Origin of the sequence: Palleronia marisminoris (assembly GCF_900172315.1) — a bacterium.
In the GTDB taxonomy this organism is placed as follows: domain Bacteria; phylum Pseudomonadota; class Alphaproteobacteria; order Rhodobacterales; family Rhodobacteraceae; genus Palleronia; species Palleronia marisminoris.
Genome location: NZ_FWFV01000001.1, coordinates 586,103 through 602,700, shown reverse-complemented (window position 1 = coordinate 602,700; position 16,598 = coordinate 586,103). Strand labels below are relative to the sequence as shown.

Here is a 16,598-nt window from a genome sequence, read left to right as displayed (position 1 = left end):
TCGGTCGATCCGCCCTCGAATCGCGGCGCGGTCGGTCTGACATTTCGCCAGTATCGCTCTAGGTAGAGCCGATGGACAAGGTAGAGGAGCGTCCCCATGCCTCGCGATACGATGGTGCCCCCGCCCATGCTGCCGATCACCCCCTATCCTGACCCGGACGCCGTGCTGCAGGATCTGATCGGCGTGGCGAACCTGGACAGCACCGACCGGGAAGAGATTCACCGGAAGGCGACCAAGCTGGTCAAGCGGCTCAGGACCGAAGGCGAGCCCGGCCTGATGGAGGTCTTCCTGTCGGAATACGGCCTCTCGACCGAGGAAGGCGTGGCGCTGATGTGCCTGGCCGAGGCGCTGCTGCGCGTGCCCGACGCCGTCACCATCGACGAGCTGATCGAGGACAAGATCGCGCCCGGCAAGTGGTCCGAGCACCTGGGCAAGTCGTCCTCGTCGCTGGTCAACGCCTCGACCTGGGCGCTGATGTTCACCGGCCGGGTGCTGGACGAGCGCGACACGCGGCCGCTGAAGGCCCTGCGCGGTGCCGTGAAGCGGATGGGCGAGCCGGTGATCCGGCGCGCGACCGATCAGGCGATGCGCGTCATGGGGCGCCAGTTCGTGCTGGGCCAGACCATGGAAAAGGCTATGGACCGGGCCGCCAAGATGGAGGCCAAGGGCTACACCTATTCCTACGACATGCTGGGCGAGGCGGCGCAGACCTATGCCGATGCCGAGCGCTATCGCAAGTCCTACGCCGACGCGATCGCGAAGATGTCGAAGCGCGCCACCAAGGGCGACATCGCGTCGAATCCGGGAATCTCGGTCAAGTTCTCGGCGCTGCACCCCCGCTACGAGGTCTCGCAGCGCGAGCGGGTGCTGGAAGAGCTGGTGCCGGTCGTCCGCGACCTGGCCGCCGAGGCCGCGCGGCTGAAGATCGGCTTCAACGTCGATGCCGAAGAGCAGGACCGCCTGACCCTGTCGCTCGAGGTGATCGAGCGGGTGCTCGAGGACGAGCGGCTGGCCGGGTGGAACGGGTTCGGCATCGTCGTGCAGGCCTATGGCCCGCGCGCGGGTGCTACCATCGACTGGATCGCCGAGACGGCGGAACGGCTGGACCGCAAGCTGATGGTGCGGCTGGTCAAGGGCGCCTACTGGGATACCGAGATCAAGATTGCCCAGCAGGAAGGCCTGCCGCTTTTCCCCGTCTATTCCCGCAAGCCCGCGACCGACGTGAGCTTTCTGGGCAATGCGCGCAAGCTGCTGCGCCACCGCGCCCGCATCTACCCGCAATTCGCGACGCATAACGCCCACACGGTCGCCGCCGTCCTGCACATGGTCAAGTCCGAGGGCGCCGGCCGCGAAGAGTTCGAGTTCCAGCGCCTGCACGGCATGGGCGAGTCGCTCTACAACATCATCATGGCGGACGAGAACATCCGCTGCCGGATCTACGCGCCCGTCGGGGCGCATCGCGACCTGCTGGCCTACCTCGTGCGGCGGCTGCTGGAGAACGGGGCGAACTCGTCCTTCGTGAACCAGATCGTCAACGAGGAAGTGCCGGCCGAGCAGGTGGCCGAGGATCCCTACGAGGCCCTCGGCTATTCCGCGCCGGTGACGCCGGGGACCGAAATCTTCCTGCCCCACCGCAGGAACGCGCGCGGCTGGGACCTGTCCTGCGCAGACCACCTGGAAGAGATCGAGGCCGCCCGCCACCCCTTCCGGGCGCATCGCTTCGAAGCCGCGCCCTTGCTCGCCGGCGAGGCGCAGCCCGACGCGGCCGAAGAACGGGCCAGCCCCTCGGACCCCTCGGACATCGTGGGCGAGGTACGTTTCGCGAGCGAAGCGGATGTCGAGACGGCGCTGACGGCGGCCCGCCCGTGGACCGCGTCCAAGGAGGAACGCAGGGCCGTGCTCGAACGTGTCGCCGACCTCTACGAAGAGAACTTCGGCGAGCTCTTCGGGGCCCTCGCGCGCGAGGCCGGCAAGACGCTGCCCGATGCCGTGGCCGAGCTGCGCGAGGCGGTGGACTTCCTGAACTTCTATGCCGCCGAGATCGAGAAGCTCGACAGCGAGCCGCTGGGCCGGTTCGTCTGCATCAGCCCGTGGAACTTCCCGCTGGCGATCTTCACCGGGCAGATCGCCGCCGCGCTCGCCGCGGGAAACGCGGTGCTGGCAAAGCCGGCCGAGCAGGCGCCGCTGGTGGGCGCCATCGCCGCCCGGCTGATGCACGAGGCCGGTGTGCCCCGCGAGGTGCTGCAATTCCTGCCGGGCGCGGGCGATGTCGGTGCCAGGCTGACCGGGGACTCGCGGATCGACGGGGTGGCTTTCACCGGTTCGACCGAGGTCGCGCGGATGATCAAGTGCGCCATGGCCGAAAACGCCCACCCCGCGGCACCGCTGATCGCCGAGACGGGCGGGTTGAACGCGATGATCGTGGATTCGACGGCGCTGCCCGAACAGGCGGTGCAGGCGCTGATGGAATCCGCGTTTCAGTCGGCCGGGCAGCGCTGCTCGGCCTGCCGCTGCGTCTACGTGCAGGAGGATATCGCGACGGGCTTCCTCGAGATGCTGACCGGCGCGATGGAGGCGTTCCGCCCGACCGAGCCGTGGATGCTCGCCTCGGATAGCGGGCCGCTGATCGACGGCGAGGCGCATGAAGAGATCGCGGGCTATCTCGAGAAGATGCGCGCCCAGGATCGCGTGATCTACCAGAGTGCGGCGCCCGATGCCGGTTATTTCCTCGGGCCGGCGCTGGTCCGGGTGAAGGGCATCGAAGAGATCGAGCGAGAGGTCTTCGGACCCGTGCTGCACGTGGCGACCTTCAAGGCGAAGGACCTAGACCGGGTGATCCAGGCGATCAACTCGCGCGCCTACGGTCTGACCTTCGGCCTGCACACCCGGATCGACGACCGCGTGCAATACGTCACCGACCGGATCAAGGCGGGCAACCTCTACGTCAACCGCAACCAGATCGGCGCCATCGTCGGCAGCCAGCCCTTCGGCGGCGAGGGGCTGTCGGGCACCGGGCCAAAGGCGGGCGGGCCGTTCTACATGCCGCGCTTCCAGAAGCCCTGCGCGCCCGAGCCGCCGAAAAGCCCGATCGTCCTGCCGGGACCCACGGGCGAGTCGAACCGCCTGCACCTTGTCCCCCGGCCGGCGGTCCTGTGCCTCGGCCCGACCGAAGAGGACAAGGACGCCCAGATCAGGTCGGTCGAGCGCCTGGGCGGCAAGGCCCGCCGGGGTGACGCGGCCCGCGATCTGTCGGCCGAGCCTGCCTTCGGCGCTGTCCTGTGGTGGGGCGACGAAGAGACGGCGCGCGACCTCGCGCTCCAGCTTGCCCGGCGCGAGGGGCCGCTGCTGGCGCTGCAGATGGGGCAGCCGATCATCGGCGACGTGTTCCACGAGCGGCACCTCTGCGTCGACACCACCGCCTCGGGCGGCAACGCGCAGCTTCTGGCCGAGGTCGCCCAGAACGATCCGCGTGCCAAGGGCGAGAAGCCCTCGACCGGACCGACCGTCCCCACGGTGGAATGACATCCCCGCGCGCCCCGCTTGATTGCCGGGGCGCGCGGGCCACGTCTGGCCAATGTTCCCGATCCGCGACCACAACCCCAGCCGCAGGACGCCGTTCGTGGTCTATGCGCTGCTGGTGGCGAACGTGGTGCTTTACTTCGCGTCGGTGCCTTACCTGAACGACCCGCCATTCCTGATGGACTGGGCGGTGATCCCCGCGCTGTCCTACCCCCAGACGTACCTGACCTCGCAGTTCCTGCATGGCGGCTTGCTGCACTTGGGCGGCAACATGCTGTTCCTGTGGATCTTCGGAGACAACCTCGAGGACCGGATGGGACACCTGCAGTTCCTGGGGTTCTACCTCGCCTGCGGCGTGGCGGCGGGGCTGGGGCAGACGCTGGCCGATCCATCCTCGATCGTGCCGATGATCGGCGCATCGGGCGCGATCGCGGGGGTGATGGGGGGCTACCTGCTGCTGTTTCCGCGGGCGCGGGTCGATGTGCTGCTGGTCTTCATCATCTTATTCAAGATCGTGCCGATCCCGGCCTGGATCGTGCTGGGCGTCTGGTTCGCCATCCAGGTGGTCTCGGGTGCCGCGATGCCTGCGGATATGGGCGGCGTCGCCTATTGGGCCCATGCCGGCGGCTTCATCGCGGGGTTGGCGCTGACCGTCCCGGTGTTCCTGCGCCTGGGCGGCCGGGTCTTCTGGAACCGCCACCACGGACTGCCGCCATACCCCGAGGCGCATTATCAATGGCGGCGCTCGCCCGTGCCGCGGGCGGGGCACCGGCGATGAAGATCCGGGCGACATGCCATTGCGGCGCGGTCGAGCTCGAGGCGGTGCTGTGCGAAGCGCTCGACGCGGCCCGCCGCTGCGACTGTTCGTTCTGCGCGCGGCGGCAGGGGGCCAACGTGTCAGCCCGGGCGACAGATGTGACGGTGGTGCGCGGGGCCGACGCACTGAGCCTGTATCAATGGGGCACGAAGACGGCCGAGCACTGGTTCTGTTCGGTCTGCGGGATCTACACGCATCACCGGCGGCGGTCGGACCCGGGCGAGGTCGGGATCAACTTGGGCTGCATCGAGGGCGTCGACCTGCGCGCGCTCGAACCGATCCCGATGACCGACGGGCGCAACCACCCCAGCGACGCCTAGGTGGTCTTGCGCAATTCCTTGGCGAAGGCCTCGAACACGCCCGCGTTGCCGGAAACCACGGTGCGCGAGGTGAAGACATCCTCGCCCGCCAATGCCTCGGCGAAACCGCCCGCTTCGCGCACGATCAGGAGGCCTGCGGCGACGTCCCAGGGCTCGATCCCGCGCTCCCAGTAGCCGTCATAGCGGCCGGCGGCGACGTAAGCGAGGTCGAGGCTTGCCACGCCAAAGCGACGCACGCCCGAGGTGGCGGGCAGGATGCGGCCCAGGTCACGCAGTTTCAGCGGAAGCTCGGGCTTGCTGCCCCAAGGCAGTCCGGTGGCGAACAGGCTTTCGATCATCTTCGTCCGGCCCGAGACGCGCAGGCGTTGGTCGTTCATGAAGGCGCCGGCGCCACGCTCGGCCCAGAACATCTCGTCCTTGGCGGGGTCGTAGATGACGGCCGAGACGATCTCGCCCTTGTGCTCGAGCGCGATCGAGATCGCCCAGTGGGGCAGGCCGTGGAGGAAGTTCGTGGTGCCATCCAGCGGATCGACGATCCAGCGGCGGGTCGGGTCCTTGCCCTCGACCTCGGCGCTTTCCTCGCCCATCCAGCCGTAGTTCGGCCGCTCGGAGGTCAGGATGTTGCGGATCGTTTCCTCGGCGGCGATGTCGGCGCGGCTGACGAAATCGCCCGTACCCTTGACCGAAACCTGGAGATTCTCGACCTCGCGGAAGTCCCGCACGAGCTGCCGGGCCGCGGCGCGCGCCGCCTTGACCATGATTGTAAGATTGGCGCTGCCCTGCATCGTCGTCCGCCTTCCGTTGTCAGCCCCGCGCTATAGGGCCCGGCGGAACAAATGCCAACCGGTTGTCGTATTGATCAGAGGACGGGATTTATCAAGGGATCACGCGATGCCGCATATCTGGACATATCTTGCCGCCGTTCCCCGTAGCCGCCGATCCGGCTTTGCCGAGGCCGCCAAGGAGGCCGCCCGGCAGTTCTACGACGCCGGGGCCCTGACCGTGCACGACGCGTGGGAACTGGACGAACCCAGCGGCGGCCTCACCTCTTTCCCCACGGCGGTCCACAAGGCCGAGGATGAGGGCGTCGTTTTCGGCTACGTCATCTGGCCCGACGCCGAAACCGCCGAGGCCTGCATGGCGAGCATGGGCAATGACCCCAAATGGGCCTGCATCCCGTTCCTCGAGAACGACGGCAGGAAGCTGCTCTGGGGCCGGTTCGAGCCCCTCGCCTAAGCCATCCGCCCCGTCGCCGCATCGCCCGCCTTGCGGATCGCGGCAATGTTGTCGGCGTAGGTGCCGCCCTTGAACACGGCCGAGCCTGCCACGAGCACATCCGCCCCGGCGCGGGTGACGCGGGGGGCGGTTTCGGGCGTGATGCCGCCGTCGACCTGGATGTGCACGGGGCGGTCGCCGATCATCGCGCGGATGCGGGCGATCTTGGCGGTCATGTCGATGAAGCTCTGCCCGCCGAAGCCGGGGTTCACCGTCATCACGAGGACAAGGTCCACGAGATCCAGCAGGTTTTCCACCGCGTCGGCCGGGGTGCCGGGGTTCAGGGCGACGCCTGCCTGCATGTCCGCGTCCCGGATGGCCTGAAGCGTGCGGTGGATGTGCGGGCCGGCCTCGACATGGGCGGTCAGGCGGTCGGCGCCGGCCTCGGCATATGCAGGGATCGAGGGGTCCACCGGCGCGATCATCAGGTGGACGTCCATCAGCGTCTTCACGTGGGGGCGGAACGCCTTCACCGCCGGGGGGCCGAAGGTCAGGTTCGGGACGAAGTGGTTGTCCATCACGTCCACGTGCACCCAGTCGGCGCCGGCGTCTTCAACGGCGCGGATCTGGCGCCCGAAATCGGCGAAGTCGGCGGAGAGGATCGAGGGGGCGATGAGGGTCATGGCGTCAGGTCCTTGTGCCCGAGAAGCGCGTGGACCAATCCTCGCGCTGGTCGTCGGTGATCTTGGCAAAGAGGTTCTCCGGCACGTCGAACGCGTGGCCGGCGGGCAAGGCCGACAGCGCCTGCGGCACGTCGTTCGGCCAGGCCGCATCGGTGCGCATCGCCTTCAGCATGGCGTCGGCCGCGTCGGGGATGAAGGGCTGCGACAGGATGCCGTAGAGGCGGATCAGGTTCAGCGACAGGCGGATGATCGCGGCGGCGCGGTCGGGATCCTCCTTGAAGGCGGACCAGGGGGCGGTGCGTTGCAGGTACTCGTTGCCCACGACCCAGATCGCGCGCAGCTCGGCCGCGGCCTTTCGGATCTCGATCGCGTCCATGAGGCGGGTGTACTCGGCCACGCGCGTCGTCAGGTCGGCGATCACCGCCTCTTCCTCGGGGCCGTAGGTCCCGCCCTCGGGCACCGTCTCATCGAATTTCGAGCGGCAGAATTTTGTCACGCGACTGACGAAGTTGCCCAGCACGTCCGCAAGGTCGCGGTTCGAGGCGGCCTGAAACGTTTCCCACGTGAACTCGGAATCGCCGTTTTCGGGGGCGTTGCGCAGCAGGTACCAGCGCCAGTAGTCGGCCGGCAGGATCGACAGCGCCTGGTCCATGAACACGCCGCGGCCCTGCGAGGTCGAGAACTGGCCGCCATCATAGTTCAGGTAGTTGAACGACTTGATGTAATCGACGAGCTTCCAGTCCTCGCCCGTCGAGTTCGCGCCCATGATCGTCACGGGGAAGGACAGGGTGTGGAACGGCACGTTGTCCTTGCCCATGAACTGGACGTAGCGCACGTCATCGGCGCCGTGATCTGTGCGCCACCAGCGCTGCCAGTCGGCGTCGGGCATGCCGCGCTCGGCGGTCCATTCGTTGGCGCAGGCGATGTATTCGATCGGGGCGTCGAACCAGACGTAGAAGACCTTGCCCTCCATCCCCGGCCAGTCGGCATCTCCGCGGCGCACCGGCACGCCCCATTCCAGGTCGCGGGTGATCCCGCGGTCCTGCAAGCCGTCGCCGTCATCCAGCCACTTCTTGGCAATCGAGGTCGTCAGGACCGGCCAGTCCTCGCGCGTGTCGATCCAGGACCGCAACTCGTCGCGCATCTTCGATTGCAGCAGGTAGAGGTGCTTGGTCTCGCGCACCTCCAGATCGGTGGACCCCGAAATGGCCGAGCGCGGCTCGATCAGGTCGACGGGGTCGAGCTGCTTGGTGCAGTTCTCGCACTGGTCGCCGCGGGCCTTGTCGTAGCCGCAGTTCGGGCAGGTGCCCTCGATATAGCGGTCGGGCAGGAAGCGGCCGTCGGCGTTGGAGTAGACCTGCGTCTCGGTCCGTTCCTCGATCAGGCCGGCGTCGTGCAGCTTGGCGGCGAAATGCTGGGTCAGCGCGTGGTTCTGCGGGCTGGAGGACCGGCCGAACTTGTCGAAGGACAGCAGGAACCCGTCGCTGAGGGACTTCTGGGTCTGCCACATCTCGGCGCAGTATTCGGCCACGGGCTTGCCGGCTTTCTGGGCGGCGATCTCTGCCGGAGTGCCATGCTCGTCCGTGGCGCAGAGGAACAGCACCTCGTCCCCACGCCCGCGACGATAGCGCGCATAGAGGTCGGCGGGCAGCATTGAGCCGACGAGGTTGCCCAGGTGCTTGATGCCGTTGATGTAAGGGATCGCCGAGGTGATCAGGACGCGGGACATGGGGGCCTCGTTTCAGGTGTCGCGCCCGTTTAGCCGCTGCCCGCGCCGAGTTCCAGCGTTTGACCGGGGCGCGGCGCGGCATAGCTGACCTCGCCATGAAACACGCACTCGTCACGGGCGGCGCCAACGGCATCGGCAGGGGGATCGTCGCCCACCTCCTGGACCTCGGCTGGGCCGTCCACGCGCTGGATCGCGACGCCGATGGCCTCGCCGATCTTCCCGATCACGACCATCTGACGCGGGTCGAGGCCGACGTCTCGGACGAGGCCTCGGTGCGGTCGGCCTTAGCCGGGTTGAAGCGGCTGGACCTTCTGGTGTCGAACGCCGGGATCGCCAGCCCCGACAGCGGCCCCGTAGAGGACCTGTCGCTGGAGGACTGGAACGCCTGGATCGGGACGAACCTGACCGGCAGCTTCCTGATGGCCAAGCATACGGTTCCGCTGCTGCGGGCGGCGAACGGATCGATGATCCTGATGTCCTCGACCCGCGCCTTCATGTCCGAGCCGAACACCGAGGCCTATGCCGCGACCAAGGGCGGGCTGGTGGCGCTGACCCACGCGCTTGCGGTGTCGCTGGGGCCGGCGGTTCGGGTGAACGGCATCGCGCCGGGCTGGATCGTCACGGGGGATTTCGATGCGCTGAGGGACGTGGATCACACGCAGCACCCGGCGGGGCGGGCGGGCAAGCCGTCCGATATCGCCCGGGCAGTGGAATACCTCGCCGGGTCCGAGTTCACCACGGGCCAGATCCTGACCATTGACGGCGGGATGACGCGCAAGATGATCTATGCCGAGTAGCCGGGCGCTGGTGATCGGCGCGTCGGGCGGCGTCGGGGCGGCGATGGCCGCCGAGCTGGAGCAGCGGGGCTCCGAGGTCACCGGCCTGTCGCGACGCGAGGACGGCCTGGACCTGACGGACGAGGCGAGCATTGCGAAGGCGATCGGCGCATTGCAGCACCCGTTCGACCTGGTGTTCGTGGCCACCGGGGCGCTGACCTCGACCCGTGCCGCGCCCGAAAAGTCGCTGGCCGATCTGGGCTCGGACGAGCTGATCGCGCAGATTCGGCTGAACGCTCTGGGACCGGCGCTGGTCCTGAAGCACCTCAAGCCGCACATCCCCCGCAAGAAGCGGTCTGTCTTCGCCGCTTTGTCGGCACGGGTGGGCTCGATCGGGGATAACGGGTTGGGCGGCTGGTATTCCTACCGCACGTCGAAGGCCGCGCTGAACAGCCTTCTGCACGGGGCAGCGGTGGAGCTGTCGCGGACCCACAAGCAGGCGGTGTTCGCCTGTCTGCATCCCGGCACGGTCGAGACCGCGTTCACCGAAGGGTATGACCACGACAAGGTCTCGCCCGAGACGGCGGCGGCTAAGCTGATCGACGTGATCGAGGCCCTGACCCCGGCGCAGTCGGGCGGTTTCTACGACTACGCCGGGCGCGAGATCCCCTGGTAGGGCGGCTCAGGCCGCGAGGGCTGGCTGCTCCTGCATCGCCTCGGCCGCGATCTCGAACGACCGCATCCGGTCGGCGTGGCCGTGGATGTTGCCGGTCAGGATCACCTCGTCGGGGCGATATCGCTCGACGATGGCGGCGATCCGGTCGGCCACCTCGGACTTCGTGCCGGTTGCGGTGATGCGCAGCGCGTGGTCCACGGCTTGCGTCATCTGGGTGCCGATCTCGGCCTCGATGTCATCCACGGGGGCGGGCAGCTTGCCGGGCTGGCCGGTGCGCAGCCGGGCAAAGGCCTGCTGCATCGAGGTCCGCATCCGCACGGCCTCGTCCCGCGTTTCGGCGGCGAAGACGTTGATCGCGATGATCGCGTAGGGCTTTGGGTGCGCCTCGGACGGCTGGTAGCTCTCGCGGTAGAGATGCAGGGCGTCCTCCATCGCGTCGGGGGCGAAGTGGCTGGCGAAGGCGTAGGGCAGTCCCTGCTGCGCCGCGAAGCCCGCGCCGTAAAGCGACGAGCCCAGGATATAGAGCGGCACGTTCGTTCCCTCGCCGGGCACGGCGCGGATCGGGGCGCCGGGCTGCGCGGGGCCGAAGAGCTGTTGAAGCAGGGCGACATCCTTCGGAAAGTCGTCGCGGCCCGGACGGTAGAGCGCGCGCATCACGTTCATGTCGCCCCCCGGTGCGCGCCCGAGGCCGAGGTCGATCCGGCCGGGGTACATGGTCTCCAGCGTGCCGAACTGTTCGGCGATTGCCAGCGGCGCGTGGTTGCCCAGCATGATGCCTCCCGCGCCGACGCGCATGGTCTTCGTGGCGCCGGCGACGTGGCCGATCAGCACAGAGGTCGCGGCCGAGGCGATGCCGGGCATGTTGTGATGCTCGGCCAACCAGAAGCGATGATAGCCGAGGCCCTCGGCGTGGCGGGCGAGGTCGACGGTGTTCGCGATGGCGTCGCGCGCTTCGGAGCCTTCGGCAACGGGCGACAGGTCAAGTAGGGAATAACGCATGGGACTGCTCCTTTTCCCAACATATGGGGCAGGGGCAGGGCGGTCGAAAGGGGTCAGCCCTCTTCGGTCGGGGCCTCGACCTCGGCGGCGGGTTCTTCGACTTCCGCCGCGGGGGCTTCCCCGTCGGCGGGCGGCGCGTCGACTTCGGCGGCAGGCTCGGCCTCGGTCTCGGCGGTCAGCGCGCCCGCCACCCAGGTGCCGGATTCTTCCTCGCCCGAGGCGTAGGTCAGCGTGCCTTCGCCCTCGCGGCGGCCATCGACGAACTGCCCGCGATAGACGTCGCCGCCCGGGTAGGTGGCCACGCCTTCGCCCTCGATCCGGCCCTCGGTGAACTCGCCCTCGTAGCTCGTTCCGTCGGGGAAGGTGATGCGGCCCTGCCCGTGGCGCTGGTCGTCGGCGAACTCGCCTTCATACACCGTGCCGTCGGGATAGGTCGCGGTGCCCTCGCCCTGGCGCTCGCCAGCCTCGAACTGGCCTTCGTAGACCGTGCCGTCGGGCAGGGTCAGCGTGCCGCGGCCCGAGCGTGCGGCGTCGACGAACTGCCCCTCGTAGATCGCGCCGTTGGGGTAGGTGGCGGTGCCCTCGCCCGAGATCACGCCGTCCTCCCATCCGCCTTCGTAGATGGTGCCGTCTGGATAGGTGATCGTGCCCTGGCCCTCGGGGAGGTCGTCGCGGAACTGGCCGGCATAGACCGCGCCGTCGGGATAGGTCGCGGTGCCCTGGCCTTCGATCCGGCCGGCGACCCAATCGCCGGTGTAGCTGTAGCCGCTCGTCCGGGTGAAGGTGCCCGTGCCCTCGCGCAGATCGCCGCTGAAGTCGCCCTCGTAGGCGTCGCCATTGGCATAGGCCACGCGGCCCGTGCCCTGGCGTAGGCCGGCGACGAAATCGCCGGTGTAGATGTCGCCATTCGCGAGCGTCAGAGTGCCCTCGCCGGTGATCTCGCCCGCATCCCACTCGCCGTCGTAGATCAGCCCGTCCGGCGTCTCGAGCTGTCCCGTGCCGTCGCGCAGCCCCTCCGCCAGCGTGCCCGAATAGACCGAGCCGTCGGCATAGGTGATCGTGCCCTGGCCGGATTTCTCGCCATAGACCCATTCGCCTTCGTAGCTGTAGCCGCTCTCGGCCGTCAGCGTACCCTGACCGTGGCGCTGGGCGTTGCGGAAGCTGCCCTCGTAGCGGGAGCCGTCGGGGTACGTCGCCACGCCCTCGCCCTCGATCACGCCGGCCAGCCAGTCGCCCTCGTAGGTCGATCCGTCGGGGAAGGTGATCCGGCCCTGGCCGTGCGGTTTGCCCGAGAGGAACTCGCCCTCGTAGACCGAGCCGTCGGGGAAGCGCGCGACGCCTTCGCCGCGGATTTCGCCCTCGACCCATTCGCCGGTGTATTCATAGCCGTTCGGCAGGCGATAAGTGCCCTCGCCGTGCTGGCGCCCGTTCTGGAACGTACCTTCGTAGACGCCGCCATCCTCGTACTGCTTGGTGACGACCTCGCCATCCTGCGCCAGGGCAGGGGTCGCGGCCAGGATCAGCGCGCCGATCAGCCCGTGTCGCATGGAGTGCCTCCGAAATGTGCGGCGTCGCCGGTTTCCGTGGGAAATTAGCGGCGTAGCACGGGGGTCGCAACGCTTTTCCCGGTGGGTCCTTGCCCGCTTGCGCGATGCGGCCGCGATGGAGCGGAGCGAGACGTTCCTCCGGATGCTCCTGGGATCTTCGGCCGGACGGCGGGCGGCGACAATCCGAACAAGGACCATTGCAAGACTCGCGTGGTCCAGACCTGCCGCTGGCGAGACGCTCGCAAACAGGCGTGGATGAAGGGCCCCAACAGAGAGGTCGTTCCGCATGGCGTGACCGACGAGCGCCCCGGGGCCGAACAAGGGCGCGAGGATACGCTGCCGCCCTCCGCCCTCGGCGACATCGTCGGTTGCGGGCATGACGGGGGTACGGTGCGGAGGATCGAGCGTCTGATCCATCGCGCCGACCCGAGGCGCCGCCGGGCGGCGCCTGACGCCGTGTGGATTCGTCAGGCGCTGCTTCGTGCCGCGCCGACCGAGATGACCCGCCCGGGCAGGGTGATCCGCACCGTGGCCCCGCGCCCGAGGCGGGGAGGCAGCGGCGTGATAGTGCCGCCGACGCTGCCGACGAGCCGCGACACCGCGCCCAGGCCGAACCCGCGCCCATCGGGGCGCGCGCCCGCGTTCCCGCCGCACAACGGGATCTGCCCCCGGCCGAAACCGGGGCCATCATCTGCGACCACGAAGGACACATGATCATCCTCGGGCCCGGAATCGAGGAACACCTCGATCACGCGATCGGCGTAGCGTACCGCGTTGTCGAGCAGGTTGCGCAGCCCGACCTGGAGGATGACGATATCCGCCTTGATCAGCGCCTCGGGGAAGACGATCTCGAGCCGTTGGGACGGGTTGACCAGCGCCGCGACGTCCCGGCAGAGATCGCCGAACGGCACCACCTCGAGCCGCGTGACAAGAGGGTCGGCCGCGGCGAGCCGCTCCATCAGGGTCTCGACCGCCTGAAGCGCGCTGCGCGCCACGGCAGCACAGGCGCCGGCCAGTTCGCGGCTCTCGTCGTCGCGATCCTGCAGACCATCGAGCATCATGTCGGAAAGCGAAACTAGGTTGGCCAGCGGGGTGCGGGTGTCGTGCACCGTGATGCCGGCCATCGACCGGGTGAGCGAGATCGTCTCGGTCTGGCGGGCGATCTCTTCTGACTGGCGGAACGACAGGGCCTTCAGGTCGGCCACGTTCACCGCCGTGCCGATCAGGTGATCGGGGGCGAACGGACGCAGTGTGACGCGCCACCAGGCATCGCGCCCCAAGGCCGGCAGTCGCAGATCACGGGTCACCGCGCCGCCCGACGCCCGGGCGGCCTGGGCCTGCGCCGACAGGCGCCGCGACAGGGGCAGGGGCAGGACGTCGGACAGCGGCTTGCCCTCGGCGATGCTGGTCTCCGACAGCACGGTGTGGAACGCGCAGTTCATGTGGGAGACGGTGAAGACGCCGTCGTCCGCCCGCGCCAGGATGACGGCGGGGATGCCTAGATCGTCCAACTGCACCGCGACCGGCGCGGGTGTGGTGCAGGCATGCGCATGCTGCATCTTGAGGTTCCTCGATCGTCCTGCAGCGACCCTATGCCCCACTCCTGAACAAGCCGTTGCGCGTGCTCCGCCCTATCCGCAGCATTCGACGCGAATGCCCACGAAAAAGCCCGCCGAAGCGGGCTTCGACGGGCGTTCTGTGCGATATTCCGGCGAGGTTTACTCGCGGTTGCCCATGAAGCTGAGCAGGAACATGAACAGGTTGATGAAGTCGAGGTAGAGGTTCAGCGCCCCCATGATGGCCGACTTGTGCAGCCACTCCCGGTCCATCGACTGCGCGTGCTGGATGTAGTCGGTCTTGATCTTCTGCGTGTCGTAGGCGGTCAGGCCCGCGAAGATCAGGACGCCCAGCGTCGAGATCGCGAAGGCGATCGCCGGCGAGCCGAGGAAGATGTTGACGATGGACGCCACGATCAGACCGATCACGCCCATGATCAGGAACGTCCCCCAGCCCGAGATGTCGCGCTTCGTGGTGTAGCCGTACAGCGACAGGCCGGCGAAGGCGATCGCCGTGATCAGGAACGTCTGCGCGATCGAGACGCCCGTATAGACGAGGAAGATCGAGCTCAGCGACAGGCCCATCAGCACCGCGAAGGTGTAGAAGAACATCTGCGCGCCGGCAGCCGAGATACGGTTGATCGCCGCGCCGAAGGCGAAGACCATGATCAGCGGCGCGAACATGATGAGCCACTTCAGCGGCGACGCGTAGATCGCCACGCCAAGCTGCGACAGTTCCCCGGTCTCGGTCACGGCAAGGCCCGAGATGGACCACGCCGCCAGGGCGGTGATGATCATGCCTACGGACATCGTGCCGTAGACCTTGTTCATGTGGGACCGAAGTCCCTCGTCGACCTGCGCGGTGCGCGTGCCCGCGCCCGCACGGATCGTCTGGTAGTCTGCCATGTGGTTGCCTCCAAACCATATCCGCAAGATCGGATGGCTCCGATCCTCATGCTTGAATATCGGCAATCACGGCCTTCCGTTCAAGACGTTGTTCCGCCCGACGGATTTATTTCCGCCAGTGGGAAGGCGCATCCCACACCGGGCGGCCCGCTTCGGCGTCGGCCTCGGCGCGCGAGCGACCGATATCCTCCAGCAGGCGGTCGTCGAGCGTGCGCAACTGCCGCCGTTGGAGGTACAATCCCCACCAGGCCAACAGATCGGTTCCGTACCGCGATCTGCGGACCAGGGACCGGCCGACACGTGACGTGAGGGCAGCCATAATCGGTTCTCCTTCTGTTATGTTAAGCTGCTTCGGCATCATTATGATTGATGGATAGCTGGAGAGGGGTTATCGTGTGAAACGAATAGATTTGCGCACTCCCATCACGAAGGCTGATATGCCCCGCAATCTCGACCTCACTGCGCTGCGCTCTTTTGTCGCCGTCGCCGATGTCGGCGGTGTGACGCGCGCCGCCGGTCACCTGAACCTGACGCAATCGGCGGTCTCGATGCAGCTGAAGCGGCTGGAGGACTCGCTCGGGACGCGGCTGCTGGACCGGACCACGCGCAGCGTCGCCCTGACGCCGGCGGGCGAGCAGCTGGTCAGCTATGCCCGGCGGATGCTGACCCTGAACGACGAGGCGATCGCGCGCATGACCGACGACGTCTACGAGGGCGAGATCACGCTGGGCGTCCCGCACGACATCCTCTACCCCGCGATCCCCCCGGTGCTGGCGGCTTTCGCCCAGCGATTCCCGCGGATGCGCATGCACCTTCTGTCGCTGGGCACCCGGACCCTGCGCGAAATGTTCGCGCGGGGCGAGTGCGACGCGATCCTGACCACCGAAGAGACCCTGGGCGAGGGGGCAGAGACGCTGGCCGTCCTGCCGCTGATCTGGGCGGGGGCGGTGAACGGCGTCGCCTGGCGCCAGCGTCCGCTGCGCTTCGCCTTCACGCGGACCTGCATCTTCAGCCCCATTGCGCGCGCGCGCCTCGACGCGGCGGGAATCGACTGGGTGTCCATGGTGGATTCGGCCTCGGACCGGGCCTCCGAGGCGGCGGTGATGGCGGATCTCGCGCTCTACGTCATCCTCGACCACACCCTCCCGCAGGGGGTCGCGCCCGTTTCCGCGGCCGCCGGATTGCCGCCATTGCCCGACCAGAAGATCAACCTATACCGTTCCGGAGCGCTGCAAGCCGACATCTCGGACGCGCTGGGGGTCCTGTTGCGTAACAGCTATGCGGGCCTCGGCCGCGGTGCGAGCCAGCAGCTCGCAGCCGAATAGCATCATTCGCGCAGAAGAGGTGCGGAGTCGCTTTGCCGAGAGGTGATGCAACCTCGGGTATACCTATCGCGCGGGTATTCCCGCACCTGTCCGAAACGGCAGGTTGATCGATCGGTCAACTGAGTTGATTAAAGCGACGTTCAAGAGGAGACATTGCATTGAAACACCCAGTTGACGTCCATGTCGGTTCCCGGGTTCGCCAGCGCCGCTGGATGACGGGTATGACGCAGCAGCAGCTTGCGGAAAGGGTCGGCATCAAGTTCCAGCAGATCCAGAAGTACGAGACAGGCATGAACCGGATCAGCGCGTCCCGTCTTTGGGATATCGCCGAGGCACTGGGCGTTCAGGTCTCCTTCTTTTTCGAAGGCCTGCAGCAGGATGCCGAGACAGAGGCGCCGAGCCAGCCCGACATGATGGCGGACCGCGAGGCGATGGAGCTTGTGCGCTCGTACTACGCGATCCCCGAGACCCAGCGCCGCCGCCTGTTCGATCTGGCGCGCGTTCTCTCGGACGTCGCCTGAAGCCGGTTG

Annotated in this window: 16 protein-coding genes; 8 read left to right on the top strand and 8 right to left on the bottom strand. The window is 67.8% G+C overall.

Features of this window, described 5'->3' with window-relative positions:
* Positions 1 to 96 precede the first annotated feature (96 nt).
* The 3 genes from putA to PAM7066_RS02980 are packed head-to-tail and all read left to right on the top strand — an operon-like array spanning position 97 to position 4,656.
* The gene (gene putA / locus PAM7066_RS02990) at positions 97 to 3,522 is read left to right on the top strand and encodes a bifunctional proline dehydrogenase/L-glutamate gamma-semialdehyde dehydrogenase PutA (RefSeq protein ID WP_085852621.1); all 3,426 of its coding nucleotides are present in this window, start codon (positions 97 to 99) and stop codon (positions 3,520 to 3,522) included.
* A gap of 52 nt (positions 3,523 to 3,574) precedes the next feature.
* Positions 3,575 to 4,297 carry a rhomboid family intramembrane serine protease gene (locus tag PAM7066_RS02985; RefSeq protein ID WP_085852620.1) on the top strand — a complete coding sequence of 241 codons (723 nt, stop codon included), beginning with the start codon at positions 3,575 to 3,577 and terminating at the stop codon, positions 4,295 to 4,297.
* Entirely contained in the window at positions 4,294 to 4,656 is a 363-nt protein-coding gene (locus PAM7066_RS02980; RefSeq protein WP_090928683.1) for a GFA family protein, read from the top strand. The genes PAM7066_RS02985 and PAM7066_RS02980 overlap by 4 nt, the downstream gene beginning before the upstream one ends.
* Here PAM7066_RS02980 and PAM7066_RS02975 read toward each other — a convergent pair.
* On the bottom strand, positions 4,653 to 5,441 hold the full coding sequence (locus tag PAM7066_RS02975; RefSeq protein WP_085852619.1) for an inositol monophosphatase family protein: 789 nt from the start codon (positions 5,439 to 5,441) through the stop codon (positions 4,653 to 4,655). The two genes, PAM7066_RS02980 and PAM7066_RS02975, sit on opposite strands and share 4 nt — an antisense overlap.
* Before the next feature lie 106 nt (positions 5,442 to 5,547).
* On the opposite strand from PAM7066_RS02975, the gene PAM7066_RS02970 reads away from it, so the two are divergent.
* Positions 5,548 to 5,892, top strand: coding sequence for a DUF1428 domain-containing protein (locus PAM7066_RS02970; protein ID WP_175484543.1), 345 nt, complete (start codon positions 5,548 to 5,550; stop codon positions 5,890 to 5,892).
* Here PAM7066_RS02970 and rpe read toward each other — a convergent pair.
* Positions 5,889 to 6,554, bottom strand: a complete 666-nt coding sequence (gene rpe / locus PAM7066_RS02965; RefSeq protein WP_085852617.1) for a ribulose-phosphate 3-epimerase — start codon at positions 6,552 to 6,554, stop codon at positions 5,889 to 5,891. The two genes, PAM7066_RS02970 and rpe, sit on opposite strands and share 4 nt — an antisense overlap.
* 4 nt (positions 6,555 to 6,558) lie before the next feature.
* The gene (gene metG, locus PAM7066_RS02960; protein ID WP_085852616.1) at positions 6,559 to 8,283 is read right to left on the bottom strand and encodes a methionine--tRNA ligase; all 1,725 of its coding nucleotides are present in this window, start codon (positions 8,281 to 8,283) and stop codon (positions 6,559 to 6,561) included.
* A 95-nt stretch (positions 8,284 to 8,378) separates the two neighbouring features.
* Between metG and PAM7066_RS02955 the strand changes: the two genes are divergently transcribed.
* Together PAM7066_RS02955 and PAM7066_RS02950 are read left to right on the top strand one after the other, a co-directional pair.
* On the top strand, positions 8,379 to 9,080 hold the full coding sequence (locus tag PAM7066_RS02955) for an SDR family oxidoreductase (protein WP_085852615.1): 702 nt from the start codon (positions 8,379 to 8,381) through the stop codon (positions 9,078 to 9,080).
* Entirely contained in the window at positions 9,070 to 9,735 is a 666-nt protein-coding gene (locus PAM7066_RS02950; protein WP_085852614.1) for an SDR family NAD(P)-dependent oxidoreductase, read from the top strand. The genes PAM7066_RS02955 and PAM7066_RS02950 overlap by 11 nt, the downstream gene beginning before the upstream one ends.
* A gap of 6 nt (positions 9,736 to 9,741) precedes the next feature.
* Here PAM7066_RS02950 and PAM7066_RS02945 read toward each other — a convergent pair whose 3' ends face one another.
* The 5 genes from PAM7066_RS02945 to PAM7066_RS02925 form a co-directional block, all read right to left on the bottom strand.
* Positions 9,742 to 10,734, bottom strand: a complete 993-nt coding sequence (locus PAM7066_RS02945) for an LLM class flavin-dependent oxidoreductase (RefSeq protein WP_085852613.1) — start codon at positions 10,732 to 10,734, stop codon at positions 9,742 to 9,744.
* A 53-nt stretch (positions 10,735 to 10,787) separates the two neighbouring features.
* Positions 10,788 to 12,281, bottom strand: coding sequence for an MORN repeat-containing protein (locus tag PAM7066_RS02940; RefSeq protein ID WP_085852612.1), 1,494 nt, complete (start codon positions 12,279 to 12,281; stop codon positions 10,788 to 10,790).
* A 467-nt stretch (positions 12,282 to 12,748) separates the two neighbouring features.
* On the bottom strand, positions 12,749 to 13,840 hold the full coding sequence (locus PAM7066_RS02935) for a sensor histidine kinase (RefSeq protein ID WP_085852611.1): 1,092 nt from the start codon (positions 13,838 to 13,840) through the stop codon (positions 12,749 to 12,751).
* A 159-nt stretch (positions 13,841 to 13,999) separates the two neighbouring features.
* Positions 14,000 to 14,743 carry a Bax inhibitor-1/YccA family protein gene (locus tag PAM7066_RS02930; RefSeq protein WP_085852610.1) on the bottom strand — a complete coding sequence of 248 codons (744 nt, stop codon included), beginning with the start codon at positions 14,741 to 14,743 and terminating at the stop codon, positions 14,000 to 14,002.
* Positions 14,744 to 14,849: 106 nt separating this feature from the next.
* Positions 14,850 to 15,062, bottom strand: a complete 213-nt coding sequence (locus tag PAM7066_RS02925; RefSeq protein WP_085852609.1) for a DUF1127 domain-containing protein — start codon at positions 15,060 to 15,062, stop codon at positions 14,850 to 14,852.
* A 118-nt stretch (positions 15,063 to 15,180) separates the two neighbouring features.
* On the opposite strand from PAM7066_RS02925, the gene PAM7066_RS02920 reads away from it, so the two are divergent.
* Complete coding sequence (locus PAM7066_RS02920; RefSeq protein WP_085852608.1) at positions 15,181 to 16,068, top strand: LysR family transcriptional regulator; 888 nt, start codon at positions 15,181 to 15,183, stop codon at positions 16,066 to 16,068.
* 158 nt (positions 16,069 to 16,226) lie between these two features.
* Positions 16,227 to 16,589 (top strand): helix-turn-helix domain-containing protein, encoded by a 363-nt coding sequence (locus tag PAM7066_RS02915; RefSeq protein ID WP_085852607.1) that lies wholly within the window; start codon positions 16,227 to 16,229, stop codon positions 16,587 to 16,589.
* Positions 16,590 to 16,598: the final 9 nt, after the last annotated feature.

Excerpts from the sequence above, each read along its gene's own strand:
- PAM7066_RS02985 (WP_085852620.1), top strand. The coding sequence starts at position 3,575 with ATGTTCCCGATCCGCGACCACAACCCCAGCCGCAGGACGCCGTTCGTG.
- PAM7066_RS02980 (WP_090928683.1), top strand. The coding sequence starts at position 4,294 with ATGAAGATCCGGGCGACATGCCATTGCGGCGCGGTCGAGCTCGAGGCG.
- metG (WP_085852616.1), bottom strand. The coding sequence starts at position 8,283 with ATGTCCCGCGTCCTGATCACCTCGGCGATCCCTTACATCAACGGCATC.
- putA (WP_085852621.1), top strand. The coding sequence starts at position 97 with ATGCCTCGCGATACGATGGTGCCCCCGCCCATGCTGCCGATCACCCCC.
- PAM7066_RS02945 (WP_085852613.1), bottom strand. The coding sequence starts at position 10,734 with ATGCGTTATTCCCTACTTGACCTGTCGCCCGTTGCCGAAGGCTCCGAA.
- PAM7066_RS02920 (WP_085852608.1), top strand. The coding sequence starts at position 15,181 with ATGCCCCGCAATCTCGACCTCACTGCGCTGCGCTCTTTTGTCGCCGTC.
- PAM7066_RS02940 (WP_085852612.1), bottom strand. The coding sequence starts at position 12,281 with ATGCGACACGGGCTGATCGGCGCGCTGATCCTGGCCGCGACCCCTGCC.
- PAM7066_RS02955 (WP_085852615.1), top strand. The coding sequence starts at position 8,379 with ATGAAACACGCACTCGTCACGGGCGGCGCCAACGGCATCGGCAGGGGG.
- rpe (WP_085852617.1), bottom strand. The coding sequence starts at position 6,554 with ATGACCCTCATCGCCCCCTCGATCCTCTCCGCCGACTTCGCCGATTTC.
- PAM7066_RS02930 (WP_085852610.1), bottom strand. The coding sequence starts at position 14,743 with ATGGCAGACTACCAGACGATCCGTGCGGGCGCGGGCACGCGCACCGCG.
- PAM7066_RS02950 (WP_085852614.1), top strand. The coding sequence starts at position 9,070 with ATGCCGAGTAGCCGGGCGCTGGTGATCGGCGCGTCGGGCGGCGTCGGG.
- PAM7066_RS02975 (WP_085852619.1), bottom strand. The coding sequence starts at position 5,441 with ATGCAGGGCAGCGCCAATCTTACAATCATGGTCAAGGCGGCGCGCGCC.
- PAM7066_RS02925 (WP_085852609.1), bottom strand. The coding sequence starts at position 15,062 with ATGGCTGCCCTCACGTCACGTGTCGGCCGGTCCCTGGTCCGCAGATCG.
- PAM7066_RS02935 (WP_085852611.1), bottom strand. The coding sequence starts at position 13,840 with ATGCAGCATGCGCATGCCTGCACCACACCCGCGCCGGTCGCGGTGCAG.
- PAM7066_RS02970 (WP_175484543.1), top strand. The coding sequence starts at position 5,548 with ATGCCGCATATCTGGACATATCTTGCCGCCGTTCCCCGTAGCCGCCGA.